Annotated in this window: 22 protein-coding genes; 2 read left to right on the top strand and 20 right to left on the bottom strand. The window is 68.2% G+C overall.

Annotated features, from left to right (window positions below):
- Positions 1-22: 22 nt before the first annotated feature.
- The 6 genes from OC534_RS00640 to OC534_RS00615 all read right to left on the bottom strand — a co-directional run bounded on the left by OC534_RS00640 (position 23) and on the right by OC534_RS00615 (position 6,481).
- A complete protein-coding gene (locus tag OC534_RS00640; RefSeq protein WP_136005120.1) occupies positions 23-661 on the bottom strand; it encodes a DUF2242 domain-containing protein in 639 nt (212 codons plus the stop codon).
- A 204-nt stretch (positions 662-865) separates the two neighbouring features.
- A complete protein-coding gene (locus tag OC534_RS00635) occupies positions 866-3,043 on the bottom strand; it encodes a carboxy terminal-processing peptidase (protein ID WP_136005123.1) in 2,178 nt (725 codons plus the stop codon).
- Between the two features lie 362 nt (positions 3,044-3,405).
- Complete coding sequence (lipA, locus tag OC534_RS00630) at positions 3,406-4,416, bottom strand: lipoyl synthase (protein WP_136005127.1); 1,011 nt, start codon at positions 4,414-4,416, stop codon at positions 3,406-3,408.
- Positions 4,417-4,434: 18 nt separating this feature from the next.
- Positions 4,435-5,142, bottom strand: coding sequence for a lipoyl(octanoyl) transferase LipB (gene lipB, locus OC534_RS00625; protein ID WP_017354323.1), 708 nt, complete (start codon positions 5,140-5,142; stop codon positions 4,435-4,437).
- Positions 5,130-5,408, bottom strand: coding sequence for a DUF493 family protein (locus OC534_RS00620; RefSeq protein WP_017354322.1), 279 nt, complete (start codon positions 5,406-5,408; stop codon positions 5,130-5,132). Before OC534_RS00620 ends, lipB begins: the two co-directional genes overlap by 13 nt.
- A gap of 83 nt (positions 5,409-5,491) precedes the next feature.
- A complete protein-coding gene (locus OC534_RS00615; RefSeq protein WP_017354321.1) occupies positions 5,492-6,481 on the bottom strand; it encodes a CsgG/HfaB family protein in 990 nt (329 codons plus the stop codon).
- A gap of 317 nt (positions 6,482-6,798) precedes the next feature.
- On the opposite strand from OC534_RS00615, the gene OC534_RS00610 reads away from it, so the two are divergent.
- A complete protein-coding gene (locus tag OC534_RS00610; RefSeq protein ID WP_017354320.1) occupies positions 6,799-7,872 on the top strand; it encodes a lipid A deacylase LpxR family protein in 1,074 nt (357 codons plus the stop codon).
- A 135-nt stretch (positions 7,873-8,007) separates the two neighbouring features.
- Here OC534_RS00610 and OC534_RS00605 read toward each other — a convergent pair whose 3' ends face one another.
- The 12 genes from OC534_RS00605 to OC534_RS00550 form a co-directional block, all read right to left on the bottom strand.
- Positions 8,008-9,222 carry a D-alanyl-D-alanine carboxypeptidase family protein gene (locus OC534_RS00605; RefSeq protein WP_017354319.1) on the bottom strand — a complete coding sequence of 405 codons (1,215 nt, stop codon included), beginning with the start codon at positions 9,220-9,222 and terminating at the stop codon, positions 8,008-8,010.
- A 106-nt stretch (positions 9,223-9,328) separates the two neighbouring features.
- A complete protein-coding gene (locus tag OC534_RS00600; protein ID WP_136005131.1) occupies positions 9,329-10,648 on the bottom strand; it encodes a septal ring lytic transglycosylase RlpA family protein in 1,320 nt (439 codons plus the stop codon).
- Positions 10,645-11,790 (bottom strand): lytic murein transglycosylase B, encoded by a 1,146-nt coding sequence (gene mltB / locus OC534_RS00595; RefSeq protein ID WP_136005134.1) that lies wholly within the window; start codon positions 11,788-11,790, stop codon positions 10,645-10,647. The genes OC534_RS00600 and mltB overlap by 4 nt, the downstream gene beginning before the upstream one ends.
- Before the next feature lie 374 nt (positions 11,791-12,164).
- A complete protein-coding gene (locus OC534_RS00590) occupies positions 12,165-12,887 on the bottom strand; it encodes a restriction endonuclease fold toxin 5 domain-containing protein (RefSeq protein WP_262071206.1) in 723 nt (240 codons plus the stop codon).
- Entirely contained in the window at positions 12,841-13,443 is a 603-nt protein-coding gene (locus OC534_RS00585; protein ID WP_262071205.1) for a hypothetical protein, read from the bottom strand. The genes OC534_RS00590 and OC534_RS00585 overlap by 47 nt, the downstream gene beginning before the upstream one ends.
- Positions 13,424-13,831: a DUF4123 domain-containing protein gene (locus OC534_RS00580; RefSeq protein ID WP_136005142.1), complete on the bottom strand. Its 408-nt coding sequence runs from the start codon at positions 13,829-13,831 to the stop codon at positions 13,424-13,426. The genes OC534_RS00585 and OC534_RS00580 overlap by 20 nt, the downstream gene beginning before the upstream one ends.
- Entirely contained in the window at positions 13,828-14,232 is a 405-nt protein-coding gene (locus OC534_RS00575) for a PAAR domain-containing protein (protein ID WP_262071204.1), read from the bottom strand. Before OC534_RS00575 ends, OC534_RS00580 begins: the two co-directional genes overlap by 4 nt.
- A 291-nt stretch (positions 14,233-14,523) precedes the next feature.
- A complete protein-coding gene (gene rodA, locus OC534_RS00570) occupies positions 14,524-15,636 on the bottom strand; it encodes a rod shape-determining protein RodA (protein ID WP_136005145.1) in 1,113 nt (370 codons plus the stop codon).
- A complete protein-coding gene (gene mrdA / locus OC534_RS00565; protein WP_153164789.1) occupies positions 15,633-17,708 on the bottom strand; it encodes a penicillin-binding protein 2 in 2,076 nt (691 codons plus the stop codon). The genes rodA and mrdA overlap by 4 nt, the downstream gene beginning before the upstream one ends.
- A 1-nt stretch (position 17,709) precedes the next feature.
- The gene (gene mreD, locus OC534_RS00560) at positions 17,710-18,195 is read right to left on the bottom strand and encodes a rod shape-determining protein MreD (protein ID WP_136005149.1); all 486 of its coding nucleotides are present in this window, start codon (positions 18,193-18,195) and stop codon (positions 17,710-17,712) included.
- Positions 18,192-19,247 (bottom strand): rod shape-determining protein MreC, encoded by a 1,056-nt coding sequence (gene mreC, locus OC534_RS00555; protein WP_262071203.1) that lies wholly within the window; start codon positions 19,245-19,247, stop codon positions 18,192-18,194. Before mreC ends, mreD begins: the two co-directional genes overlap by 4 nt.
- Before the next feature lie 126 nt (positions 19,248-19,373).
- Positions 19,374-20,420: a rod shape-determining protein gene (locus OC534_RS00550; RefSeq protein ID WP_017355500.1), complete on the bottom strand. Its 1,047-nt coding sequence runs from the start codon at positions 20,418-20,420 to the stop codon at positions 19,374-19,376.
- A 275-nt stretch (positions 20,421-20,695) separates the two neighbouring features.
- On the opposite strand from OC534_RS00550, the gene OC534_RS00545 reads away from it, so the two are divergent.
- Positions 20,696-21,634, top strand: a complete 939-nt coding sequence (locus tag OC534_RS00545; RefSeq protein WP_017355499.1) for a carbohydrate kinase family protein — start codon at positions 20,696-20,698, stop codon at positions 21,632-21,634.
- 91 nt (positions 21,635-21,725) lie between these two features.
- Here OC534_RS00545 and OC534_RS00540 read toward each other — a convergent pair whose 3' ends face one another.
- Positions 21,726-22,364 (bottom strand): HAD family hydrolase, encoded by a 639-nt coding sequence (locus OC534_RS00540; RefSeq protein WP_136005154.1) that lies wholly within the window; start codon positions 22,362-22,364, stop codon positions 21,726-21,728.
- Positions 22,352-23,080 carry a hypothetical protein gene (locus tag OC534_RS00535; RefSeq protein ID WP_136005157.1) on the bottom strand — a complete coding sequence of 243 codons (729 nt, stop codon included), beginning with the start codon at positions 23,078-23,080 and terminating at the stop codon, positions 22,352-22,354. Before OC534_RS00535 ends, OC534_RS00540 begins: the two co-directional genes overlap by 13 nt.
- Positions 23,081-23,120 lie beyond the last annotated feature (40 nt).

Below are 23,120 nucleotides of genomic sequence, written 5' to 3'. Positions count from 1 at the left end.
CACGTTCATCCGATGCGCCCGCTCAGCCCGCGTCCGCCGGACTCTCCGCTGCCGGCACCGGCGATGGCGCCGGTTCGGGGGTGGGGGGCGCCGCAGGGCGCGGTGCCGGCACCGGCTCGACCGGGGCCGGCGGGGGCGCGGCCGCTGCCGCAGGCAGGTACTGCTGCAGGCGGTCGAAGAAGCGCTTGTAGAAATCGGCGTCCTGCACGGTGCTGCTGGCCACCTTCACCAGCGAGTCGTCGTTGCTGCCGAACGGCAGCGACACCGAGCCGATGGCGCCGACGCCGACGCTCGCCGAGGTCGGGCTCTTTTTCAGCGCATAACGGTCCTGCACCGCGCTGACGAATACCAGCGCCTGGTCGTCGCGCGGCGCACAGGAAATGCGCAGCACCAGCTGCTCGTGTTCGTCTTCGCGCGGCTGGAAGTTCTTGTTGCCTTCCACGGCATCGCTGCCGGCGCGGGCAATGGCATAGCCCTGGCTCAGCAGCGTGCGCCGCGCCGCCTCACAGGCATGCGCCGCATCACCGGGTACGCTGCGCGAATAGGTATCCCCGGAATCGAAGGATTCGCGGAGCAGCGTGCTGTCGGCGGCGCGACCACCGCAGGCGGTCAGGACGGACGCGGCCAGCAGGCCGGCCGGAAGTGCGTGGTACAGCCGCATGGACGCTCCTGCAGGATCAGACCCGCCCAGCATAGTCCTGCCCGCGTAAGCGCCAGGTTTACACGGCACGCATCCCGTTCCCCGCGTTGCGCCCCCATTCACCGGCGCAGCCCGCAGTGGAGCCGACCGTTGGTCGGCTCGCGCGCGGGGTGTCTGTGACGGGACGGAGAGCAGCCGGCCACCGCCGGGCGCTCCCCTTCGTCGTCAATCGGCCCAGCGGCCCACGGCCGTGGACTGCGGCAGCACCTGCGCCGACAGCGGGCGGTCGGCTTCCAGCAGGTTCACCGCGTCGGCGAGGATCGAGGCCGATTCGCGCAGCAGCGGGTCCGGACGCTTCTCGGCAGCCTTCTCGCGCGCGGCATCCTTGACGATGTCGCGCTCGTTGCCGGTCAGACCGTCATCGTTGCTGTCGTCGGCCAGCGGGTCCAGATCCAGGCCCAGTTCCTTGCGGATGGCCTGGCGCTGCTTGCGCTGGGCGTCCTGCTTCTCGCGTTCGGCACGGCGCTCGCCTTCATTGAGCGACACGTACTTCTTGGCCGCCTCGGCGCGGAACTGTGCCACGTCTTCATTCCACCACTGGAATTCCTTGTCGGCGGCGATGCGCGCGGCATGGCGGGTTTCCAGTTTGGGCAGCAGCGGGCCGAAATTGCCGTATTGGGTGTGCGGCACGGCGGCGATGCGGGTCCACGGCAGGGCGTTGTCGTAGGTGCTCTCGCCGTACTCGCTGGCATCCACGCTGGCCGGGAAGGCCAGATCCGGGACCACGCCCTTGTGCTGGGTGCTGCTGCCGCTGACGCGGAAGAACTGCGCGATGGTCAGCTTGACCTGGCCGAAGCGCTGGGTTTCTCCGCTCGGCCAGCGGTCCAGGTCCACGATGTTCTGCACCGTGCCCTTGCCGAAGGTGGTTTCACCGATCACCAGGCCACGCCCATAGTCCTGGATGGCGCCGGCGAAGATCTCCGAGGCCGAGGCCGACCCGCGGTTGATCAGCACCGCCATCGGACCGTCCCAGGCCACCGCTGCGCTGCGGTCGCTGTTGACGGTGACGCGGCCGCCGGATTCGCGCACCTGCACCACCGGGCCCTGTTCGATGAACAGGCCGGTCAGTTCGATCGCCTCGTCCAGCGAACCGCCACCGTTGTTGCGCAGGTCCAGCACCACGCCGTCGAGCTTGTCGGCCTTGAAGCCGGCCAGCAGCTTGGCCACGTCGCGGGTCGCCGAGGCATAGTCGGCCGCGTTGCGGCGACGGCCTTCGAAGTCCTGGTAGAAGGTCGGCAGCTTGATCACGCCGACCTTGCGCGCGGGCTCGCCGTCCTTGCCGGGAATGGTCAGGGTCTCGCCCTTGGCGGCCTGTTCGGCCAGGCGCACCTTCTGGCGGGTCAGCACCAGCGTGTGATGCTTGCCGTCCACACCCTCTTCGGCCGGGATGAATTCCAGGCGTACCTGTGTGTCCTTCTTGCCGCGGATCTTGGCCACCACGTCATCGATGCGCCAGCCGATCACATCCTCCAGCGGACCGGACTTGCCCTGGCCGACACCGACGATGCGGTCACCCGGCTTGAGCGTGCCGTTCACCGCAGCCGGACCGCCGGCAATGATCTCGCGGATCACCACCATGTCGTCCTGGCGCTGCAGCTGCGCGCCGATGCCTTCCAGCGACAGCGACATGGCCTGGTTGAAGTTCTCGGCCGTGCGCGGGGTGAAGTAATCGGTGTGCGGATCGACGGCACTGGTGTAGGAATTGAGGAAGAACTGGAACACGTCCTCGCCCTTCAACTCATTGACCGACTTTTCCAGCGTGGCGTAGCGCTTGTCCAGCGTCTTGCGGATCTCGGCGGCGGGCTTGCCGGCCAGCTTCAGGCGCAGCCAGTCGTTCTTGACCGACTTGCGCCACAGCTCGTCCAGTTCGGCATCGCTGGCCGCCCACGGCACGTCCTTGCGGTCGTACTCGAAGCGGTCCTGGGTGCTGAAGTCGAACTCCTGCTTGAGCAGCTTGCGCGCATACGCCACGCGTTCGCCGACGCGCTGCTTGTACACGGCAAACACCTGGAACGCCGGCTCCAGCTCGCCGCCGCGGATCGCCGTGGCGATGTTCGCTTCGAACGGCGCGAAGCGGGTGACGTCGGCCTGGGTGAAGAACTGCTTGCTGCCATCCAGCGCTTCCAGATAGCGCTTGAACACGTCCTTGGAGGTGGCCGTATCCAGTGCCCGCGGCCGATAGGCGTAACGGCTGTCCGACAACAGGCCATAGACCAGCTTGGAGGTGGTCGCCTGGTCGGCGGTGGCCGCCGACGGCAGCGCCGGCGAGTCGGCGTATGCGGCCAGCGCCAGCGGCGCGGTGAGCGCCAGGGCCAACAGGAATGCGGGGGCTTTGAATTTCATGGACGAGCTCGTGGCACCTTGCCAGGGAGAAGACTGCGTGCGGATCAGACCACACGACAGTGCCGAAAGTTGCGAGGTTTGTCATCCACCCGGCGCAACAGGGATTTCCAGCCTAAACCGGGCCCTGTAGCAAATTGTGAATGGCGCGGAGAAGACACATCGGGGCAGGACGCTGACGGGGTCGCGGCCGGTTCGGCCTGCAACGGCGCGTTCTGGACGCCGGGGGCGGCTGCCCCGGATCAGCACCGCTGGCGGCAGGGATGCCGCGATCGAGCCCCCGGGGATGGGGGTCACGGCGTGTCCTGGCCCGGGCCAGCCGTGCCCGGCCGGCCGATGGCCGCGAGGCGCCGTGGCGTCGGCGGTCAGGCGACGCCGGCGCCCTTGGCCTGCACGTCGGCGTGGTAGGACGAACGTACCATCGGGCCGGACGCCACATGGCTGAAGCCCAGCTCGTAGCCGTAGACCTCCAGCGCCTTGTAGTCCTCCGGCGTCCAGTAGCGCAGCACCGGGTGGTGGTGCGCGGTCGGCTGCAGGTACTGGCCGATCGTGATCATGTCCACGTCGTGTGCACGCAGATCGCGCATCGTCGCGCGCACCTGGTCCAGGTCCTCGCCCAGGCCCAGCATGATGCCGGACTTGGTGGCGATCGACGGATGCTGCGCCTTGAAGTTCTTCAGCAGCGTCAGCGACCACTGGTAATCCGCACCCGGGCGCACGTTGCGATACAGGTCCGGCACCGTTTCGATGTTGTGGTTGAACACATCCGGCGGATTGGTGGCCAGGATATCCAGCGCCCGCTCCATGCGGCCCTTGCCGCGGAAGTCCGGGGTCAGCACCTCGATGCGCGTGTTCGGCGACGTCGCCCGGATCGCCCCGATGCAGTCGGCGAAGTGCTGGGCACCGCCGTCGCGCAGGTCGTCGCGGTCCACGCTGGTCACCACCACGTACTTCAGGCCCATGTCGGCCACGGTCTGCGCCAGGCTGGCCGGCTCGTTGGCATCCGGCGGCTTGGGCCGGCCGTGGGCCACGTCGCAGAACGAGCAGCGGCGTGTGCAGACTTCGCCCAGGATCATGAACGTTGCCGTGCCGTGACTGAAGCACTCGTGGATGTTCGGGCAGCTGGCCTCCTCGCAGACCGTCACCAGACGGTTCTCGCGCAGCTTGGCCTTCAGCGTCTGCACGGCGTTGCCCGACGGAATCCGTACACGGATCCACGACGGCTTGCGCAGCACCGGCGCGTCGGCGAACTGCACCGGCGAGCGGCCGATCTTGTCACCGCCCAGCTGTTTGACCCCGGCCTGCAACGGCGCGGCGGACGGCGTGTCGCCCTGCACGACCTGCAGGGGAATGATGCGAGCGGTGGTTTCAGTCATGGCCTTGGTCGGCGGCGTTCAGGCCGCGTCTGTCAGATCGGGCAATTCGGTGGCGGGCTGGAGGTCCAGGCCGAACTGGCGGGCCAGATGGCCCAGCAGTACCGGCGTGACGGCCGCCATGCCGGACGGTCCCCCCAAGTCTAGCACCGAGGTCACCTGCAGCCCTTGATAGCCGCAGGGGTTGATGCGGCGGAACGGCTCCAGGTCCATCGCCACGTTGAAGGACAGCCCGTGGAAGGTGCAGCCACGGCGGACCCGGATGCCCAGCGCGGCCACCTTGGCCCCGCCCACATAGACGCCCGGCGCACCGTCCAGCCGTTCAGCGCCGATATTCCATTCGTCCAGCGTGTCGATGATCGCCTGCTCGATCCGGCAGACGTAGTCACGCACACCGATGCCCAGCCGCCGCAGCTGCAGCAGCGGGTACACCACCAGCTGCCCGGGACCGTGATAGGTCACCTGGCCGCCGCGGTCCACATGCAGCACCGGGATATCGCCGGGGGCCAGCACGTGCTCGTCCTTGCCGGCCTGGCCCAGGGTGAACACCGGGTCGTGCTCGACCACCCAGAGCTCGTCGGGCGTGTCGTCGGTACGGGCATCGGTGAAACGCTGCATTGCATGCCAGACCGGCGCGTAGGGCTGGCGGCCGAGGTCGCGCACCCATGCCGGCTGCGCCGCCCGGGTGCCCGGGGCAGATGCGGTGGAGCAGGCGCCTACAGCGTCCACTTCACTTCCGGGTGATCGCGCAGGGCGGTGTGGGCAGCGTCGTACTGTTCGCGGTTGTCGGCCTTGAACACCAGCCGCACCGACACATACTTGCCGTTGGACGAGTGTTTCCAGCTGACCCGCTCGGTCAGTACTTCAAGACCGGCCAGCTCAAGCAGGCGCGGCAGTTCGCGTTCCAGCTCCTTGCCAGCCGCGCCCATGGCGCTGAGTTCAAACTGGCCGGGGAACTGGAAGCCGTGGTCGGGGTTGTCAGACTTGATCTCCATGCGCCCATTATCGGGTCGCCGGGCACCAAACCCAAGAGGCTGCGTGAAGGTGACGGCCGGTCAGCCGCCACCTCCCTGCCGGATCAACGGGCCAGTTCCATCAGGGTGGAGTTGACCCAGCCCTTGTTGCCCATTTCGTCTTCCACTTCCCACATCGCGCCTTCCTTGACGCCGGTGGGATACAGCAGCATGCCCGGCTCCAGCGAGCGCACGGCCGCACCGGTGCCCTTGGCATTGGCCAGCAGGCGGCCCGGCTTGAGCATGGTCACGGCCTGGCTGACATTGGACGCGGCCGGGTTGCCGGACAGGCCGCCGAGCTCGGCCACCAGATTGGTGTAGGCCTGCAGATAGGCCAGCGTGATCACCTGGCCGATTTCGGTGTTGGCATAGCCGCCCACGCCCATGCCGCCCAGGCCGCCACCGCCGAACAGGCTGCCGCGAGCCCCCCAGGACAGGTCGGTCTTCTTGGAATTGCCCTCCACCACGGCCACCTGTTCGGAGGACCGCACATCGGTCAGGCTCAAGGTCACATCGGCGGTCTTGCTGCGCAGGTTGAGGCCACTGGCCACCGAACCCGCCTTGCTCCCCACCAGGCCACTGATCAGGCCGCCGATGGCACTGCCGCCGGCATCGCTGTTCTGCGAGATCAGGTCCGGAATCAGCACGTAGTCGGCGGCACGCATCTGACCCTTGCCGACATTGGAGCGGCCGCGCAGCTCACCGTCGGCGGCCAGGGCACGCTCGGCCTGGGAGGCAGCCAGACCCACGCCCCGGTCCACCAGCGTGAAGCACTTGGATTTGCTGACGAACACCTTGATCAGGCGCGACGGTGCCGGCAACTGCTGGCCTGTCCACCAGTTCACCACATCCTCCGGCTCGATCACCGCGATGGTGCCCAGCGGCTTGCTGCATACGGGAATCTCGGCCTGGCCGGCCTTGCTCTGCTCCTGCGCGGAGGCGCGGCTGCCAAAGGCGTCGCGCAGGCCGGCCGACGCCGGCGTGCTGACGGTCATCAGGCCCGCGCCCAACGTGGCGCACGCCAGCAGGTGGGCGAACGAATGCGATTTGATCATGTGTGTCATCCAGCGCTGCCATTGAAGGCCAAGCGCGATCCGTGGGTTGAGAAGGGCCTGCCTGCGCAGACTCGAATCCTTTTGCGGCGTCCCCTGACGCCACGGCGGAGGATATGGCAAAGGCCCTCCAACCACAACGGGAGCTGACTCGCCGGCGTCGGCACGGGAGTCCGCGCCGATGGCGGCGGGCCGCAGAAGCGGCCACGGCCGGAAAACCCTGCGTTTCGCAACAGACCGGTGACGATCGCGTAGTCGATCCGGTCCACCGCTGGCTGTACCGTATGTCCGCAAAAGACGACAGAAAAAGCAGCTTGCCCATGCCCGCACACCCCAAGCGCACCGCCGCAGCACGTACCTTGTCCGGCCTTCTGGCCTCCACCCTCTGCGTTGCCGCCCATGCCGCCCCCACGTGCGGCCCCGACGCGATGCGCGAGCATCCGCCCCAGGTCAATTTCCGCGTCGACAACGATCTGTTCGGCGGCAAGGACCAGGACCAGGGCTATACCAACGGCGCCCAGCTGACCCTGGTCTCGCCGAACCTGGTCGACTACACCGACGACCCCTGCCTGCCGCGCATGGCGCGCTGGGTGAACCAGCACCTCGAATCGCTGCATCCCGGTGAGTTCGAGCAGCAGAACATGATCTTCAGCCTCGCCCAGGGCATCTTTACTCCGACCGATTTCACCCGGAAGGATCTGATCGAAGACGACCGTCCCTATGCCGGTGTGCTGATCGCCAGCTTCGGCTACAACGCCCGCCGCGGCGACCGCCTGCAGACCACCCAGCTCTCGCTGGGCGTGGTCGGGCCGTGGGCGCAGGGCGAACAGGTGCAGAACGCGGTTCACGAGCTGCTCGGCGACGAGAAGTTCCAGGGCTGGGACAACCAGCTGCACAACGAACCGGTCTTCATGCTGACCCACGAGCGCATGCGCCGCTGGCCCGGTGATGCGGGCATGAACGCCGGCGGCTGGGGTTGGGATGCCATCAGCCACTACGGCGGCGCGGTGGGCAACCTCGCCACGCACCTCAACGGCGGTGCCGAAGTGCGCTTCGGCTGGAAGCTCCCCGACGACTTCGGCAGCACCCCGCTGCGCCCGGCCGGCGAGAACACCGCCCCCACCCGCGGCGGCAAGCCCGGCGGCTGGTCCTGGCACCTGTTCGGCACCAGCGATGTGGCTTGGGTGATCCGCGACATCACTCTGGACGGCAATACGTTCCGCAACAGCCACAGCGTGGACAAGCGCCACGTCGTGGGCCAGCTCGGCTACGGTCTGGCGGTCATGCGCGGCCGCTGGAAATTCGCCCTCGCCCGCTATCACAGCACCCGCGAGTTCGACGGCCAGAAGGAAGCGCCGGTGTTTGGCAGCTTCACCATCAGCCGCTCGCTCTGAGGCACGCCACACCAGCCGATGCCGACCGCTGGCCGGCACAAAAAAAGACCGGCATCGGCCGGTCTTTTTTTGCCTGTCGCCGGCGTTCATGCCGCCGGCACACCGGGCAGCCGACCCACGGTCGGCTCTACCGCGTCATTCCGATTCCCACCACATCCAGAAGCTGTCCCACAGGCGCTTGAAGAAGCCGGCCTCTTCCACTGCCGCCACGGCGACCAGCGGGGCCTGCGCGACCACCTTGCCGTCCAGCATCACCTTCAGCGTGCCGATCTGCTGGCCCGCGGTGAACGGCGCCTCCAGCGTCTTGGGCACGTCAATGCTCGGCTTCAGGTCGTTGTAACGGCCGCGCGGCACGCTCACCAGCAGCGGCTGCGCCACGCCCAGCTGCACGTTGTCGGCCTTGCCCTTCCACACCTTGTGCTCGGCCACGACCTTGCCGGGCTCGTACATGCGGTGCGTCTCGAAGAAGCGGAAGCCCCAGTTCAACAGCGCCAGGCTGTCGTCGGCGCGCTGCTTCTCCGAGCTGCCGCCCAGCACCACGGCGATCAGACGCTGGTCGCCACGCTGCGCCGAACTCATCAGGCAGTAACCCGCTTCGGAGGTGTGGCCGGTCTTGATCCCGTCCACGCTCTGGTCGCGCCACAGCAGCAGGTTGCGGTTGGGCTGGGTGATGTTGCCGACGGTGAATTCCTTCACCTTGTTGTAGGCGTAGGTCTCCGGGTAGTCGCGCACCATCGCACGGCCCAGCAGGGCCAGGTCGTAGGCGGTGCTGTGGTGGCCCGGCGCGCTCAGGCCGTGCGCGTTGACGAAGTGCGAGTCCTTCATCCCGATCTTGGCGGCGTAGCTGTTCATCAGCGATGCGAAGGCTTCTTCGCTGCCAGCCACGTGCTCGGCCAGCGCGATCGCGGCATCGTTGCCGGACTGGATCGCCATGCCCTTTTCCATGTCTTCCAGACGCGCGGTCTGGTTGACCGGGAAGCCGCTGTAGCTGCCGTCGGTGCCGGCGCCACCTTCGCGCCAGGCGCGCTCGGTCATCATCACCTGGTCGTCGGGACGGACCTTGCCGTTCTTGACCTCTGCGGCAATGACGTACGAGGTCATCACCTTGGTGATGCTGGCCGGGGCCAACTGCACGTTCGCGTTCTCACCGGCCAGCACCTGCCCGGTGGCGTAATCCATCAGCACCCAGGCCTTGGAAACGCTCGGCACGGGAGCCGGCGGCGTGGCTACCGTCGCCGGGGCGGCCGCAGGTGCGGGCGTCGGCGCCGGGGTCGGCAGGGGAGTCTGGGCGGAAACCAGGCCCACGAACAGGGTCGTGGTCATGGCAACGGCGGCAAAGCGGAATTTCATCGGACAGCAAGCTCCTGGAGGGCGCCAAGGGGAGAGGGAAGGAGAACGGCCATTGTAGGCCCACGGAGCGTTGGCACGCGGTGCAGACCGCATGCCGGCGTGAAGGTCAGTCCTTGACGATCTGCGGCGCCCCGAAGCCCAGACCGGCAATGCGGCCGGCAAGTTCCGAGGCACTGGCATGGTCGGGCGCCGGCACCCGCAGGCGCCACAGCGTGCGACCGCCGCTGACGATGTCGCTGAGGCTGGCCCCGGCGATGCCTGCCGAGGACAGCTGGCCCAGCGCGCGCGTGGCGTTGTCGCGGCTGGCGAAGCTGGCCACCTGCAACAGCACGCTGCCCAGCACCTGCTGTGGCAGGCTGGCGCCGGCGGCCGGACGTGCCGGCGCGGCAGCCACCGGCATCGGTGCCCGGGGCGCGGCGGCGGGCAACGCGGCCACGCTCACCGGCGCACTGTCGGTCGGTGCAGCCTGGGTCGCCGCCGGCTTGCCGGTCGCCACGCGCACGCCGTTGTCGCGCATCCAGGCATCGAAGTTGTCCGCGTTGCCCGGCTTGGCGCTGTCGGCCACGCGGTACCGGTAGGCCTCGGCCCCGGCCTTGGGGGGCGTGCGGGCGGTGGCCGCTGCCGCGGCCGGCAGCTTGCCGACCAGCGCGTCCATCTCGCTCGCCCTGGCCGCCGTGGCGGCCTCGCGGCGCTCACGCCGCGACGGCTTGTCGGCCGACGCCAGCAGGTTGTCCTGGCCCGGACTCAGCGCGCGCACCTCCACATTGCCGGTGCCGCGCTGGGTGATGCCCAGGCGCACGGCGGCGGCATAACTGAGGTCGATCACCCGGCCGTCGTGGAACGGGCCACGGTCGTTGACCCGCACGATCACCGACTCGCCGTTGTCCAGGTTGGTGACCCGCGCGAAGCTCGGCAGCGGCAGCGTCTTGTGCGCGGCGGTGAACGCGTACATGTCGTACACCTCGCGGTTGGAGGTCAGGCGCCCGTGGAACTTGGCACCGTAGTACGACGCGGTCCCCTTCTCGGCATAGCCAGCGGTTCTGTCCATCACCTCGTACTGCTTGCCCAGCACCACGTACGGCGACTTGTTGCCCACCGGCGAGCGCGGCAGGTCGACCACCTCCGGCTCGGGAATGCAGGCCACATTGGGAATATAGGTAGGCGTGCTGTCATTGACGCCGGGCTTGTACAGGCCGCCGGCGCGGTAATCGCCGCGCGTGGACGGGTCCTCGGCGGCGGCCGCGTACGGCGAGCCGTCGGGGCAATGCGCCGGACGCCCGCCCTTGCCCTTGCCCTGCACCACCGTCCCGGCGGGCTTGCTGCCCCCGATGCCGGCGGCCGGTTTCTTCGGCGCACTGCTGCAGGCGGCCAGCGCCAGTATCAACATCCCCGGGATCAGCCATCTGAAGCGTGCGGTTGCGTTCATGCCGGCGGCAGCTCCTGTCCGGCGATGGCCTGGGAAAGCTGGTACACGGCCATCGCATACATTTTCGAGAGGTTGTAACGGGTGATCGCGTAGTAGTTCTGGAAGCCCAGCCAGTACTGCTTGCCAGTGCTGGCTTCCAGCGTGATCGGCGTTGCGGTCAGGCCGGCGGCGACCGGCATGCCGGGCTGGTAGCCACGCTGGGCCAGATCGGACAGGGTCCAGGTGGGGGTCCAGTCGGTGGGATCGAACGGCTCGCGACCGGCCTGCAGGGTGGCCGGTACCGCGACCGGACCGCCGCGCACCCAGCCGCCCTTCCTGACGAAGTAATTGGCGATCGAGGAGAACACGTCGTCGTAGCTGGTGAACAGGTCGCGGCGGCCATCGCCGTTGCCGTCCACCGCGTAGTCCAGGTAGCTGGACGGCATGAACTGGCCCATGCCCATCGCGCCGGCGTAGCTGCCCTTGATCGAGAGAATGTCCAGCTTTTCATCGCGGGTCAGCGCGAACAGACGCGCCAGCTCATCGCGGAAGAACAGCTCGCGGCGCACCTCGCGCTCCAGCTTGGCCGGGTCGCCGCTGCGCGGATACTTGAAGGCCAGCGTGTACAGCGCGTCGAGCACGCGGTAGCTGCCGGTGTTGCGGCCATAGCTGGTTTCCACGCCGATGATCGCCACGATCACCTCGGCCGGCACGCCGGTGCGTTCCTGCACCCGCATCAGTTCGCCGCGGTGTTCGGCAAGGAAGGCCCGGCCGCCGTCGATACGCGCCTGGCTGATGAACATCGGCCGGTACTCGTTCCACGGCTTGACCCGTTCGGCCGGGCGCGACATCGCGGCGATGATCGGATCGCGGATCTGCGCCTGCGCCAGGGTGGCCTCGATGTGCGCGGCAGGAATGCCGTAGCGCGCGGCGGTATCACGGACGAAACGGGCGCGTGCGACCTCGAACGGCACCGGGGTCAGGTCGACCGGTGGCGCCGTGGCAGCCGCCGCTTCCGGCGCGGCTTCGGCCGGTCCCTTGTGCCCGTGGGCGGGCTTGTTCGGGGCATCCGAGGCCTGCGGCGACGGAGCGGGAGAAGGCGGCTGGGTCGCGCAGGCGACCAAACCGAGCGTGAGCATGCAGGCCAGAGTGCGTCGAATCATCGAGGCAGGTTAGCAGGTCATGGATGAATTAAAACCCCTAACACCATGAATCACAACGAATTGCGGCGTCAACTGGATTGCCGGTTCGAGGGTGCCCCATTCATCTGGACCGATGGCGGCCGTAAGGTCTTGCCGGTTGCGTCCCCATCCCCGCAGACGCAACCGGCCAAACCGACCAGGTCGGCACCGGCGCGGCGCGCATCTCCCCAGCGCGCGCCTCGCCCCATGTGCCCATGAGGTCAACTGCTCCCCGCCAAACTCCCCTGCGCATCGCTTGGCTCGACGCGTCGTTGCTGGCGGGCCGTCATTGTGCAGGCCGATTGCGACAAGTCCATTGATCAGGATCAAGTAGCATCGTATCTGTGCGCCACTTCTCACTTTTTGTGGGATTCGTTGACGATGCGTCCACTGGCGCCCCTCGCCATGCGCTGGCCGGTCGCCCGGCATCGCCTGCGCCACGGGTGTCGTCGGCCCGACCAATGCCCAGGTACGCCCGAAAACCGGTGACCTGTCGACAGGCGTGGAACCGCAGGAGAGCGGCCCGTTGCTACAACAGCGGCGGATCGATGATGTCCAGCAAGCCGGCATTGGCCATGCGCAGCTCCACTTTCCAGAAAATGCCATTCAAGCCTGGCAGGCGGCCCCAGCGTGGTGACATGCGCGTGGTGCGAGTTGAACTGCCTGATCCAGCTCTCCTCGATGGTCTCTGTCTTCGGATCGAAGGCTGCCCAGAACTGCAGCTCGCCATCACTGTTGAAGAACTGCCTGTAATACGCCTTCGCCTCAACAGCAGTGCATGGCCCCCTCCAGAAGCCATCGAACCGGATGCCACCGTGCATCCATTCGGAGACGTAGATGGTGTACTTCTCGCGCTGCAGCTTCGCCAACGCCCGCTCCGTGACCGTCCCGCCAGCGACGATGGCAAACTGCTCCGGCCCGGCCAGGTGATTGGCGATACGCAGCTGGTACGCATAGCTGCGGTGTTGGCTGTTTGGAATGGTGTGGGGCTGGACGACAAGACTGCCCTGCGTCAGCTTGCAGGCGTTGCACTCATTCTGGTTGCGGGCCTGGGAGCAATCGGCCGGCTGGGCTTCCACGCGTGGTTCCACCTTGGCCTCGGGCTTCACCCCGACGCTTTCCTTGATCCGTTTCCAGACCTCGCCCAAGGTTGGGCCATCCGACGCTCTGCCGGGACTCTCGCCGGGCAATCGGCCTGGAGCCTCGCGGGTAGGGTCCCAACCGCCGGGCGGGATCACCGGTGGCGGGGGTATCGGGAACGGAAGTGCGCTCATCCACAGCTCCTTTCAGTCGGCCAGCGGTGCGGCCGCCAGCAATGCCAGCAGATCGGCGGCGGTGGCGTTGGGGGGTGCCGGTTTCGTTGAACCACACTGCGGTGATCGCCTGGTCGCGCAGGCCGCGCGCCCAGGCAACATCGGCTTTCACCCAGCGCACCAGCACGGGCAGGTGGGTGATGCGCAGCGCCGAGACCGCGTACCGGTAGCTGGTGCCCACTTCGAGCTGCAGGTCGGCATCGCTGCGCCCGGCGGTCTCTGCAGGGAAATCGCGCCGGGTTTCTGCCGCCAGCGGCGCCGCGAAGCCGCCCGCGTCGGGCAGGCACAACGCGGCGTACTGCTCAGCGCTCAGCTGCAGCATCGACGGCCTCCTGTGTTCGCTCCAGGTCGGCGCGGCTGACGCGCCAGAACTGGCCCTGCACGGTCACCTGCCATTCCTGTACCGGACCAAGCAGGGTCAGCCGCTGCAGCGTGGTCAGGACATCGCAGTAGCGCAACCATGCGCGGGGATCATAGAAGCGCATCAGGGCCAGGCTGCCATCGGGCAGCGCGATATCCAGCTGCGCCTGCAGATGTTGGAACAGCACCCCGAACGGAACGCTCGCGGTCAGCGTGGTGACGCCGGCCGCACTCTGTCCCAGGCTGTTCATCCAGTGGTGGACAGGACGTTGGATACTCCCTGCCGGCAACACGATCAGCCACGGCGCGGCCGCACTATCCACCAGCGCGAACGCTGCCGGGCTGCTCATGCGCGCGCCAGCAATGGCGAACCGTTGAAGGCGGCCGCCAACAGGCACGGCAGACAGACCGCAGGCTTGTCGAACGGGGCTGCCACTGGCGGTACCGCTGGCGCAGCCGACCTGGACTCGCCCAGGTCGTCCTCCACATACACCAGCGTTTGCCGGGTGGACAGGAGCTGGCATCCGCACGCGATGCGGTGACCGTGCAGCGCCACTGGCTGCCCGTCAATGAGGAGGGTCGGATCGCCTTGAACGATCGGGAAAATCCCATCGTGCAGCGGGCAGGTGGCGCGGTCGCCCACACGTGCGACGGCCAGGCCCTCGATGTCGGTGAACGGGGAACCGGTAATCACCCGTCCGCTGCGGCTGGTCAGGTCACCCATCACCATCCATTGCCTGCGCATCGCCATCCTGGAGGACTTCGTGGTGGCGGAGCCTGCGACAGCCGTTCACCGCGCAGCAACCCGCCACAGGCGTCAGCGCCGGAAAGATTGATACGAGCCGCGGCAACCCGCTGCGTGTGTCCCGGCAACGGCTCATTGCAGGACAGGGCTCTCCAGCCGGATCAGGGCAACAGGGCGTTCGCCAGGCGGACGCGAAAGGTGAAAAACGTCACCACCGTCATTCGTCGTGAAACGTGCACATGACGACCCCCCTGGCCGTGGCGGGCACAGGAAGCGATGGCGCGGACGCCGTCACGCTCAGCCGTAGCCGCCGTGCACCGGGTTGTAGGTGCGCGCGGCCATCACCAGACCAAAGCCGGCCAGCAGCGATACCGCCGAGGTGCCGCCGTAGCTGATCAGCGGCATCGGTACGCCGACCACGGGCAGCAGGCCGGAGATCATCCCGCCGTTGACCAGCACGTAGACAAAGAACGCCAGGCCGGTGGCACCGGCCAGCAGCCGCGAATAGGAGTCGCGTGACTGGCTGGCGATCCACAGGCAGCGCCCGATCACCACCAGGTAGAGCGCCAGCACGACGGCCACGCCGATCCAGCCGAATTCTTCGCTGAGCACGGAGAAGGCGAAGTCGGTCGTCTGCTCGGGAATGAAGTTCAGGTGCGACTGCGACCCCTGCCCCCAGCCTTTGCCATCGAAGCCCCCCGAGCCGATCGCGATCTTGGACTGGATGATGTTCCAGCCCGCGCCGAGCGCGTCCATCTCCGGGTCCAGGAACATCATGATGCGGTCCTTCTGATACGGCCGCAGCAGCCAGATCCAGGCCACCGGCGCGGCAGCGGCAACGCCGCCGACGGCTACGCCCACCCACCACCACGGCAGCCCGGCCAGCAGCAGCACGAACGCGCCGCTGGCGGCGATCAGCACGCCGGTACCGAAGTCCGGCTGCAGCATCACCAGCCCGGTTGGCACGCCGATGATGACCGCGCTGACCATCACCGTGGAGAAACGCGGCGGCAGCGGCATCTTGTGCAGGTACCAGGCCACCATCATCGGCAGGCTGACCTTGAGCAGTTCGGCCGGCTGCAGGTAGAACAGTTTCAGGTCGAGCCACTGGCGACCGTACTTGCCGGTGCCGAGCACGAACACCGCCAGCAGCGGGATCATCGACACGGCATAGATCAGCGGCGTGGCCGAGCGGATGCGCAGGATCGGCACCCGCGAGATCGCCCACATCGCCGCCAGACCCACCACGAAGCGCGCGCCCTGCGCGAACACCAGCCCATCGCCGCCGGCACTCTTGAGCACCGCCAGGCCGATCAGCATCAGCGCGCCCAAGGCCAGGCACAGCACCCAGTCCAGGGTGCTGACAAAGCGCACCGCCATGTCGGTGGCCCAGCGCAGGAACACGTTCATCGGCTGCGCTCCGGCGCGGTGGGCGGGGCGGCCGCAGGCGGAAGCGGTGCACCCGGCAGCGGCGTGGGCAGCGGCGCAGGCTCGGGCGCGGCAGGCACCCCCACCTGCACCGGCAGCAGCGCCAGCGCGGCCGCCGCCGCGTCGCCGGCCTGGCGCACGTTGACATCGCCGCCGTCAACGGCGGTGATGCCGATCGCGGTGGTGCCGCGCTCGCTGTCCAGCGGCTCCAGGCCGTCGGGCATCTTGCCGAGCAGCCAGGCGTCGAACAGCTTGCGGGCGATCGGCGCGGCCGCCGAGCCGCCGTAGCCGCCGCCTTCGACCGCGATCGCCAGCGCGATCACCGGGTTTTCCGCCGGCGCGAAGCCGACGAACAGAGAGCGGTGGCGCAGGTGCAGCGGCAGGCTCTTGGGATTGACGGCGGCGGTACCGCGGCGGCTGATCACCTGCGCGGTACCGGTCTTGCCGGCGATGGTGTACGGCGCGCCGGCCGCCGCGCGCGCACCGCTGCCGCCTGGGCGCATGGTGCCCATCATGCCTTCGCGCACTGCCTGCAGGTTGCTGGCGTTGGGGCTGATCGGCTTGGTCGGACCGGCTTCCACGGCGGTCCACTCGGCGTCGAATCCGGCGCGCTCCTGCATCACCAGGTGCGGCGTGCGCAGCTGGCCGTTGCCGATGCCCCCCACCCCATGCACCAGCTGCAGCGGGGTGACCTTCCAGTCGCCCTGTCCGATGCTGACGTTGACCGTGTCGCCCGGGTACCAGCGCTCCTTGCGCGCCTTGTACTTGTTCTGCGGCGAGGGCAGGATGCCGCCGATCTCGCCGGTCAGGTCGATACCGGTGGGCGCACCGAAGCCGTAGTAGCCCATGTACTGGTCGAAGCGCTCGATGCCCATGTCCAGCGCCAGCCTGTAGTAGTACGTGTTGACCGACTGGGTGATCGACTTGCGCAGGTCGGTCCAGCCATGCCCGCCACGGTTGGCGTCGCCCCAGCCGCGCGAGGTGCCGGGCAGGTAGAACATACCGGTGGAGAGGATCTTGTCCTCGGGCTTGCGCACGCCGCTGTCCAGGCCGGCCAAACCGATCAGCGGCTTGATGGTCGAACCCGGCGCCACGCCACCCAGCACCAGACGGTTGAACTGCGGCCGCGAGGGGTTGTCGTTGAGCGCTTTGAAGTCGGCATGGGAGATGCCGTTGACGAACAGGTTGGGGTCGTAGGACGGCAGGCTGACCATCGCCAGGACTTCACCGGTCCGCGGGTCCATTGCCACCGCTGCGCCTTCGAAGTCGCCGAAGGCGGCCACCATCGCGCGCTGCAGATCGGCGTCGATCGACAGTCGCAGGTCGCTGCCGGACTGGGCGGCGACCCGGCCGATGGTGCGGATCGCACGACCCTGCACGTTGGTTTCGACCTGCTCGTAGCCCACCTTGCCGCGCAGCTGCGCCTCGTAATAGCGCTCCAGCCCGGACTTGCCGATGTGGGTCAGCGCGGCGTTGCCCTCGCCCAGCATTTCCAGATCCTTGTCGTCCACGCGGCCGACGTAGCCGATGATGTGCGCGAACAGGTCACCGTAGGGATAGCGCCGGGTCAGGTACGGCTCCAGCTCCACCCCCGGGAACCGCCAGCGGTCCACCGCGAAGCGCGCCATCTCCTCGTCGGTGACACGCAGCTTCAGCGTCACCGGCAGGAAGCTGCGGCGCGCCTTGCGCGACTTGTTGAAGGTCTCGATGTCTTCCGGGCTCAGGTCCAGGATCGTCGCCAGCCCGGCCAGGGTGGCGTCCATGTCCTTGACCTTGTCCGGGGTGATGTCGAGCCGGAACGCAGGCACGTTCTCGGCCAGCAGCCGGCCGTTGCGGTCGTAGATCATTCCGCGCCCCGGCACCACCGGACGTGGCTTGATCCGGTTGGCTTCCGAGCGCGTGGCGTAGATGTCGTGGTCGAGCACCTGCAGCTTGAAGTACCAGGCCCCCAGCCCGATCAGGCACACCAGCACGCCGAGGAAGCCCAGCGCGGCGCGGCGCCGGAACTGCTCGGCCTCGGCATGGGGGTTCTTGGCCTGGCGACGCATGTGCATGTCAGCGCCCGCGACGTCCGAAACGCACGGCGTCCAGCAGCACGAACACCAGCGGCCACAGCCCCATGCCCAGCAGCGGCGCCCACCAGTACGACCACGGCAGGGTCGGCTCGCCCACCACGATGTGCACGACCGCGCTGACGATGCGGTCGTTGAACAGCAGCCCGCCGATGGCCAGCATCTGCTGGGACATCGGGAAGAAACGGATCCGCGCGCGGAAGCGCTGCAGGATGAAGGTCAGCATGACCAGGCGCAGCGACTGCTCGCCCAGCACCCCGCCGTACAGCAGGTCGGCCACCACGCCGCTGGCGAACGCGATACCCAGGCCGACCCGGTCGGGCGCCTCGATCACCCAGTAGGCGAGCACCAGCGCCAGCCAGTAGGGCCGCAGCGGCTGCAGCAGCGCCGGCAGCGGCAGCAGGCCCAGCAACAGGGCCAGCACCAGGCTGACCGGCAGCACCCAGGGTTTGTCGCGCAGGCGGCTCATCGCTGTTCCTCCGGCGGCGTTGCGTCCGTTTCGCGGGGCGCGACGGCCGGCGATGCCGGGGCCGGGGCCGGGGCTGGGACAGAGGGCTGCGGTTGCCGGCCAGCGGCCGGCACGGCCGGGGTGGCGGCCGGCGGGGCCGAGGCCGGGAGGGTGGCCGGTGCGGCCGCCGGGCCGCCGGCGGCTTCGGAGAGCGGCAGGTTCGGCGGAACGTGGATGGCAGCACCGGGCCTGAGCAGCAGCACGTCGCGGCCCCGGTCGAGCTGGGCGGCCGGTTTGAGTTCGCCGACCAGGAAGGCATGGGTGTCGTCCGGGCGCAGCGCGGTAATGCTGCCCACCGGGAAACCGGCCGGGAACCGACCGCCGAGGCCCGAGGTGACGATCTCGTCGCCTACTTCGACACCGGCGCTGAGCGGGATGTCGCGCAGTTCCAGCGTATCGCCACGCCCGTAGACGATCAGGCGCACGCCATTGCGCGCGACGGTGACCGGCACGGCGTGGTCAGGATCGGTCAGCAGCAGCACCGTGGCGCTGTTGCCGGTGGTGGCGATCACCTGTCCCATCAGGCCCCCTGCGTCGATCACCGCCTGGCCCACGTGCACCCCGTCGCGGGTGCCTGCGGCCAGCACCAGGCGCTGGCGCACCGGATCCAGGTCGATGTCCAGAATCGGCGCCAGCTGCACGTCCAGGCCGCTTCGCTCGGCCACGTTCAGCAGCTCGCGCAGCTGGGCGTTGTCCAGCGCGGCGGTCTGCAGGCGGGTCAGGCGCGCATTGGCGATCAGCAGCTGGTTGCGCAGTTCGCGGTTCTCGGCCACCAGTTGGCCGTGGCTGGCCGCGTTGTCCTTGACCTGGGTGCCAAGCCTGCCCGGCAATCCGGCCAGGGCCCACACCGGCTGCACCAGCACATTGGCCTGCGCGCGCAGGCGCGCCAGCCAGCCGGCCTGGTCGTCGAGCACGATCAGGACAATGGCCAGGGCCAGGTAGGCAAGCAGCCGCAGGGGGCTGCTGGCATCACCCTGGCGGGAGGCTACGGGAGGACCGGCATAGGGCGGCACGACAGGCTTCGACTGGAAAAGGTGTTGGGGATGCGACAACGCCCCAGCGCTGCGATGCCCGGCGTGGCGCGCACGCCACCGGCATCACGCCGCAGGGGCGCGTCCTTGGAACAGGGCCGGTACGGCTTATTCCGGCGCAAAGAACTCGTTGCCGTGCATGTCCACCAGCTCCAGCGCACGGCCGCCACCCCGGGCCACGCAGGTCAGCGGGTCGTCGGCCACCTGCACGTGCAGGCCGGTTTCCTCGGAGATCAGACGGTCCAGGTCGCGCAGCAGGGCGCCACCACCGGTCAGCACGATGCCGCGCTCGGCGACGTCGGCGCACAGTTCCGGCGGGGTCTGCTCCAGCGCCAGCTTGACCGCGCTGACGATGCCCGAGAGCGGCTCGTGCAGGGCTTCGAGCACCTCGTTGGAGCTGATCTTGATCATCTTCGGCACACCCTCGGCGAGGTTGCGCCCGGAGATCTCCATTTCGATCACTTCGGCCTGCGGGTAGGCGCAGCCCAGCTCGACCTTGATGCGCTCAGCGGTGGCTTCACCGATCAGCATGCCGTGGTTGCGGCGCACGTAGTTGGTGATCGACTCGTCGAAACGGTCGCCGCCGATGCGCACCGACGCCGAATAGACGATGCCGTTCAGCGAGATCACGGCCACCTCGGTGGTGCCGCCGCCGATGTCGATGACCATCGAACCGCGCGCCTCGGTCACCGGCATGCCGGCACCGATCGCGGCGGCCATCGGCTCCTCGATCAGGAACACGTCGCGCGCCCCGGCCTCTTCAGCCGATTCCTTGATCGCGCGGCGCTCGACCTGGGTCGAACCGGCCGGGACGCAGACCAGCACGCGCGGGCTCGGGCGCAGGAAGCGCGACTTGTGCACTTTCTTGATGAAGTGCTTGAGCATCGCCTCGGTGTAGGTGAAGTCGGCGATGACGCCGTCCTTCATCGGGCGGATGGTGGTGATATGGCCCGGGGTACGGCCCAGCATCTGCTTGGCCTCGGCGCCGACCGCGGCAACCGAACGGGTGCCACCGATGGCGCGGTCCTGGCGCACGGCCACGACCGACGGCTCGTTCAGCACGATCCCCTGCCCACGTACGTAAATGAGGGTGTTGGCCGTGCCCAGGTCGATGGACAGGTCATTGGAGAACATGCCACGCAGTTTCTTGAACATCTGGGAGTTGATCCTGAGGGGTGTCGCGCCCAACGCGGGATGGCGAAAAAATGGGCAGAATTCGAGGCCGACAAGCCTAGCAATCCCCCTGTGCGCGAGCAAGGACAAATCTGGTGCAAAGCCAGCCTTCACGGCCATTCAGCCCAATCCGGACAGCCCGGGTTCTGGCCCTGTGGCGTCTCACCCGTTAACCTTTGCGCCGCAGGGCGCCCGAGGGCGCCGTTTCGTTGCCCGCCCGACGGGCCTCAACACCCTTTCCGCATAGGCCTTAATCGATGTCCGCTTTGATCTGTGGTTCTCTTGCCTTCGACACCATCATGGTGTTCCCGGACCAGTTCAAGAATCACATCCTGCCGGACAAGGTCCACATCCTGAACGTGTCGTTCCTGGTCCCGCGCATGCGCCGCGAGTTCGGCGGCTGCGCCGGCAACATCGCCTACAACCTGCACCTGCTGGGCGGCGAGCCGATCCCGATGGGCACCGTGGGCTCGGACTTCGGCCCCTACCGCGAATATTTCCAGGGCCTGGGCATCGACCTGAGCCGGGTCAAGGTGATCGACGAGCTGTTCACCCCGCAGGCGTTCATCACCACCGACCACGACAACAACCAGATCACCGCCTTCCACCCGGGCGCGATGATGCGGTCCTACGAGAACCACGTGAAGGACGTGCCGGGCGTGACCCTGGGCCTGGTCGGCCCGGACGGCCGCGAAGGCATGATCCAGAATTCGCAGGAATTCTTCGACGGTGGCGTTCCGTTCATCTTCGACCCGGGCCAGGCCATGCCGCTGTTCAACGGCCCGGAACTGCGCACGTTCATCGAGCAGGCCGACTACGTGGTGGTCAACGACTACGAGTCCAACCTGCTGCAGGAGCGCACCGGCTGGGATGAAAAGCAGATCGTGAGCCGGGTCAAGGCCTACATCACCACCCGCGGCCCGAAGGGTGCGGTCATCCACACCCCGGAGAAGACCTACGACATCCCGCCGGCGCACGAGCGCCGCGTGGTCGACCCGACCGGTTGTGGCGACGCCTTCCGCGCCGGCCTGATCTACGGCATCGAGAAGGGCTACGACTGGCTGACCATCGGCCGCATGGGCAACCTGATGGGCGCGCTGAAGGTCGAACACCCGGGCACGCAGAACCAGCGTTTCACCTTCGATGAGTTCAACGAGCAGTTCAAGCAGCAGTTCGGTTACGCGCTGAACGCGTAACGGCAGACGCCGCATCCGCCCGATGGCCGTGCGCTGCGCGGCACCGGGTGGAGCGGCCATCGCACCGACGGCAGCCGGGTAGACCCCGGCTCTACGGGCGTTGCCAGGTTTCCAGTACCTGGCGGCAATCGGCCAGGTGCCAGCAGGCCATGCCTGGCCACGGGTTGTCGGGGGCATTGACCAGCAGGGTGCGGGTGCCCGCCGCGCGACCGCATTCGAGGTCGAAGCGGTAGTCACCCACCATCACCACCTGCGCGGGGTCCACCTGCCACCGCCGCACGAAGTGCAGCAGTCCGGCCGGCGACGGCTTCGGCTCGGCCTCGTCGCGGCCGATGATGTCGTCCACACCGAACGCGTCGCCCAGCCCGATCGCCTGCAGCGTCACCTCGGCCAGCGCGCGCGCATTGCGGGTCAGGATGCCGAGCCGGCAGCCCTGTGACTGCAGCGCACGCACCAGTGCCACCGCGCCCGGGGCGGGCTGCGCGACCTCGGCCAGCGCCCGCTCGTGCTCCAGCAGCCAGGCATGCCGGGCGGTGGCCTGCTCGGCCGGCAGCCCGGCCAGGTGGACCAGGATGTCCTCCTCGATCGGAATGCCCAGCGCGCGCTTGATCCGGTCGAAGTCGTGCATCGCCACGGTCAGAGTGCCGTCCATATCGAACACCCAATGGCGGATCGCCGACAGGGGCGCCGCTACCGGCCGCGTGGCATCGCCCACGGTCACTCCCACCATTTGGGCATGCGGGCGGTATCCAGCCCGCCGGTTTCGAACACCGCCGTGCGGGTGCCGCCGGCCTTGACCGGGAACTCGATGCTGATCACCTTGGCCTTGCGCGCCAGCTTCCACAGCGCCTTCTGATCGGTGATGAACATCGCAATGGCCTCGTCGGTCCGCGGGCGCCAGGCCGCCATCGCGATCGGCTTGCCGCCGTCCACGCTGACCTGCACCTTGCATTGCGGGCAGCGGAAGTCGCCGGCCTGCAGCACCAGGTAGGCATGCCGTTCCCACTTGGGGTGGTCGCGGAACACCAGCTGCACCGTCTTGGCGCCGCTGCCGTCCACGTCCACGCGCTCCTTGCTGTAGATCTGCGCCGAGAACTGCGTGCCCTTGCCCACCGGAATCTGGTTGTACTGCCACAGGGCCTGCATGCGGCGCAGCTCGCGCGCGGCCTCGGCCTTGGCCTTCACCTCGGCATAGCCCGGTTCGATCCGTGCCGCCACGTCGGTGTCCTTGTACTGGTCCAGCAGCGATCCGCCGTGGATGCGTGCCCGCTCCCAGTCCTGCGCGGCCACCGCCATGTCGTACTGCTTGGCCACGCCTTCGGCCTTCGCTTCCTGCTGCGCCTTGGCAGCGGCAGCGGCGGCGGCCTGTGCCTTGCGCTCTTCTTCGGGATTGCTGCAGGCAGCCAGGGCCAGCGTGCAGGCCGCGATGAGGATCAGTCGTTTCATTGCAGACGTCCGGTTCGGGAGTTTTCCCCGAGTTTACCGA

It is taken from the genome of Stenotrophomonas sp. Marseille-Q5258, from assembly GCF_946900935.1.
GTDB classification, from domain to species: domain Bacteria; phylum Pseudomonadota; class Gammaproteobacteria; order Xanthomonadales; family Xanthomonadaceae; genus Stenotrophomonas; species Stenotrophomonas nematodicola.
Note: the sequence above shows the minus strand (reverse complement) of the source record. Positions and strands in the feature narration are given on the sequence as shown.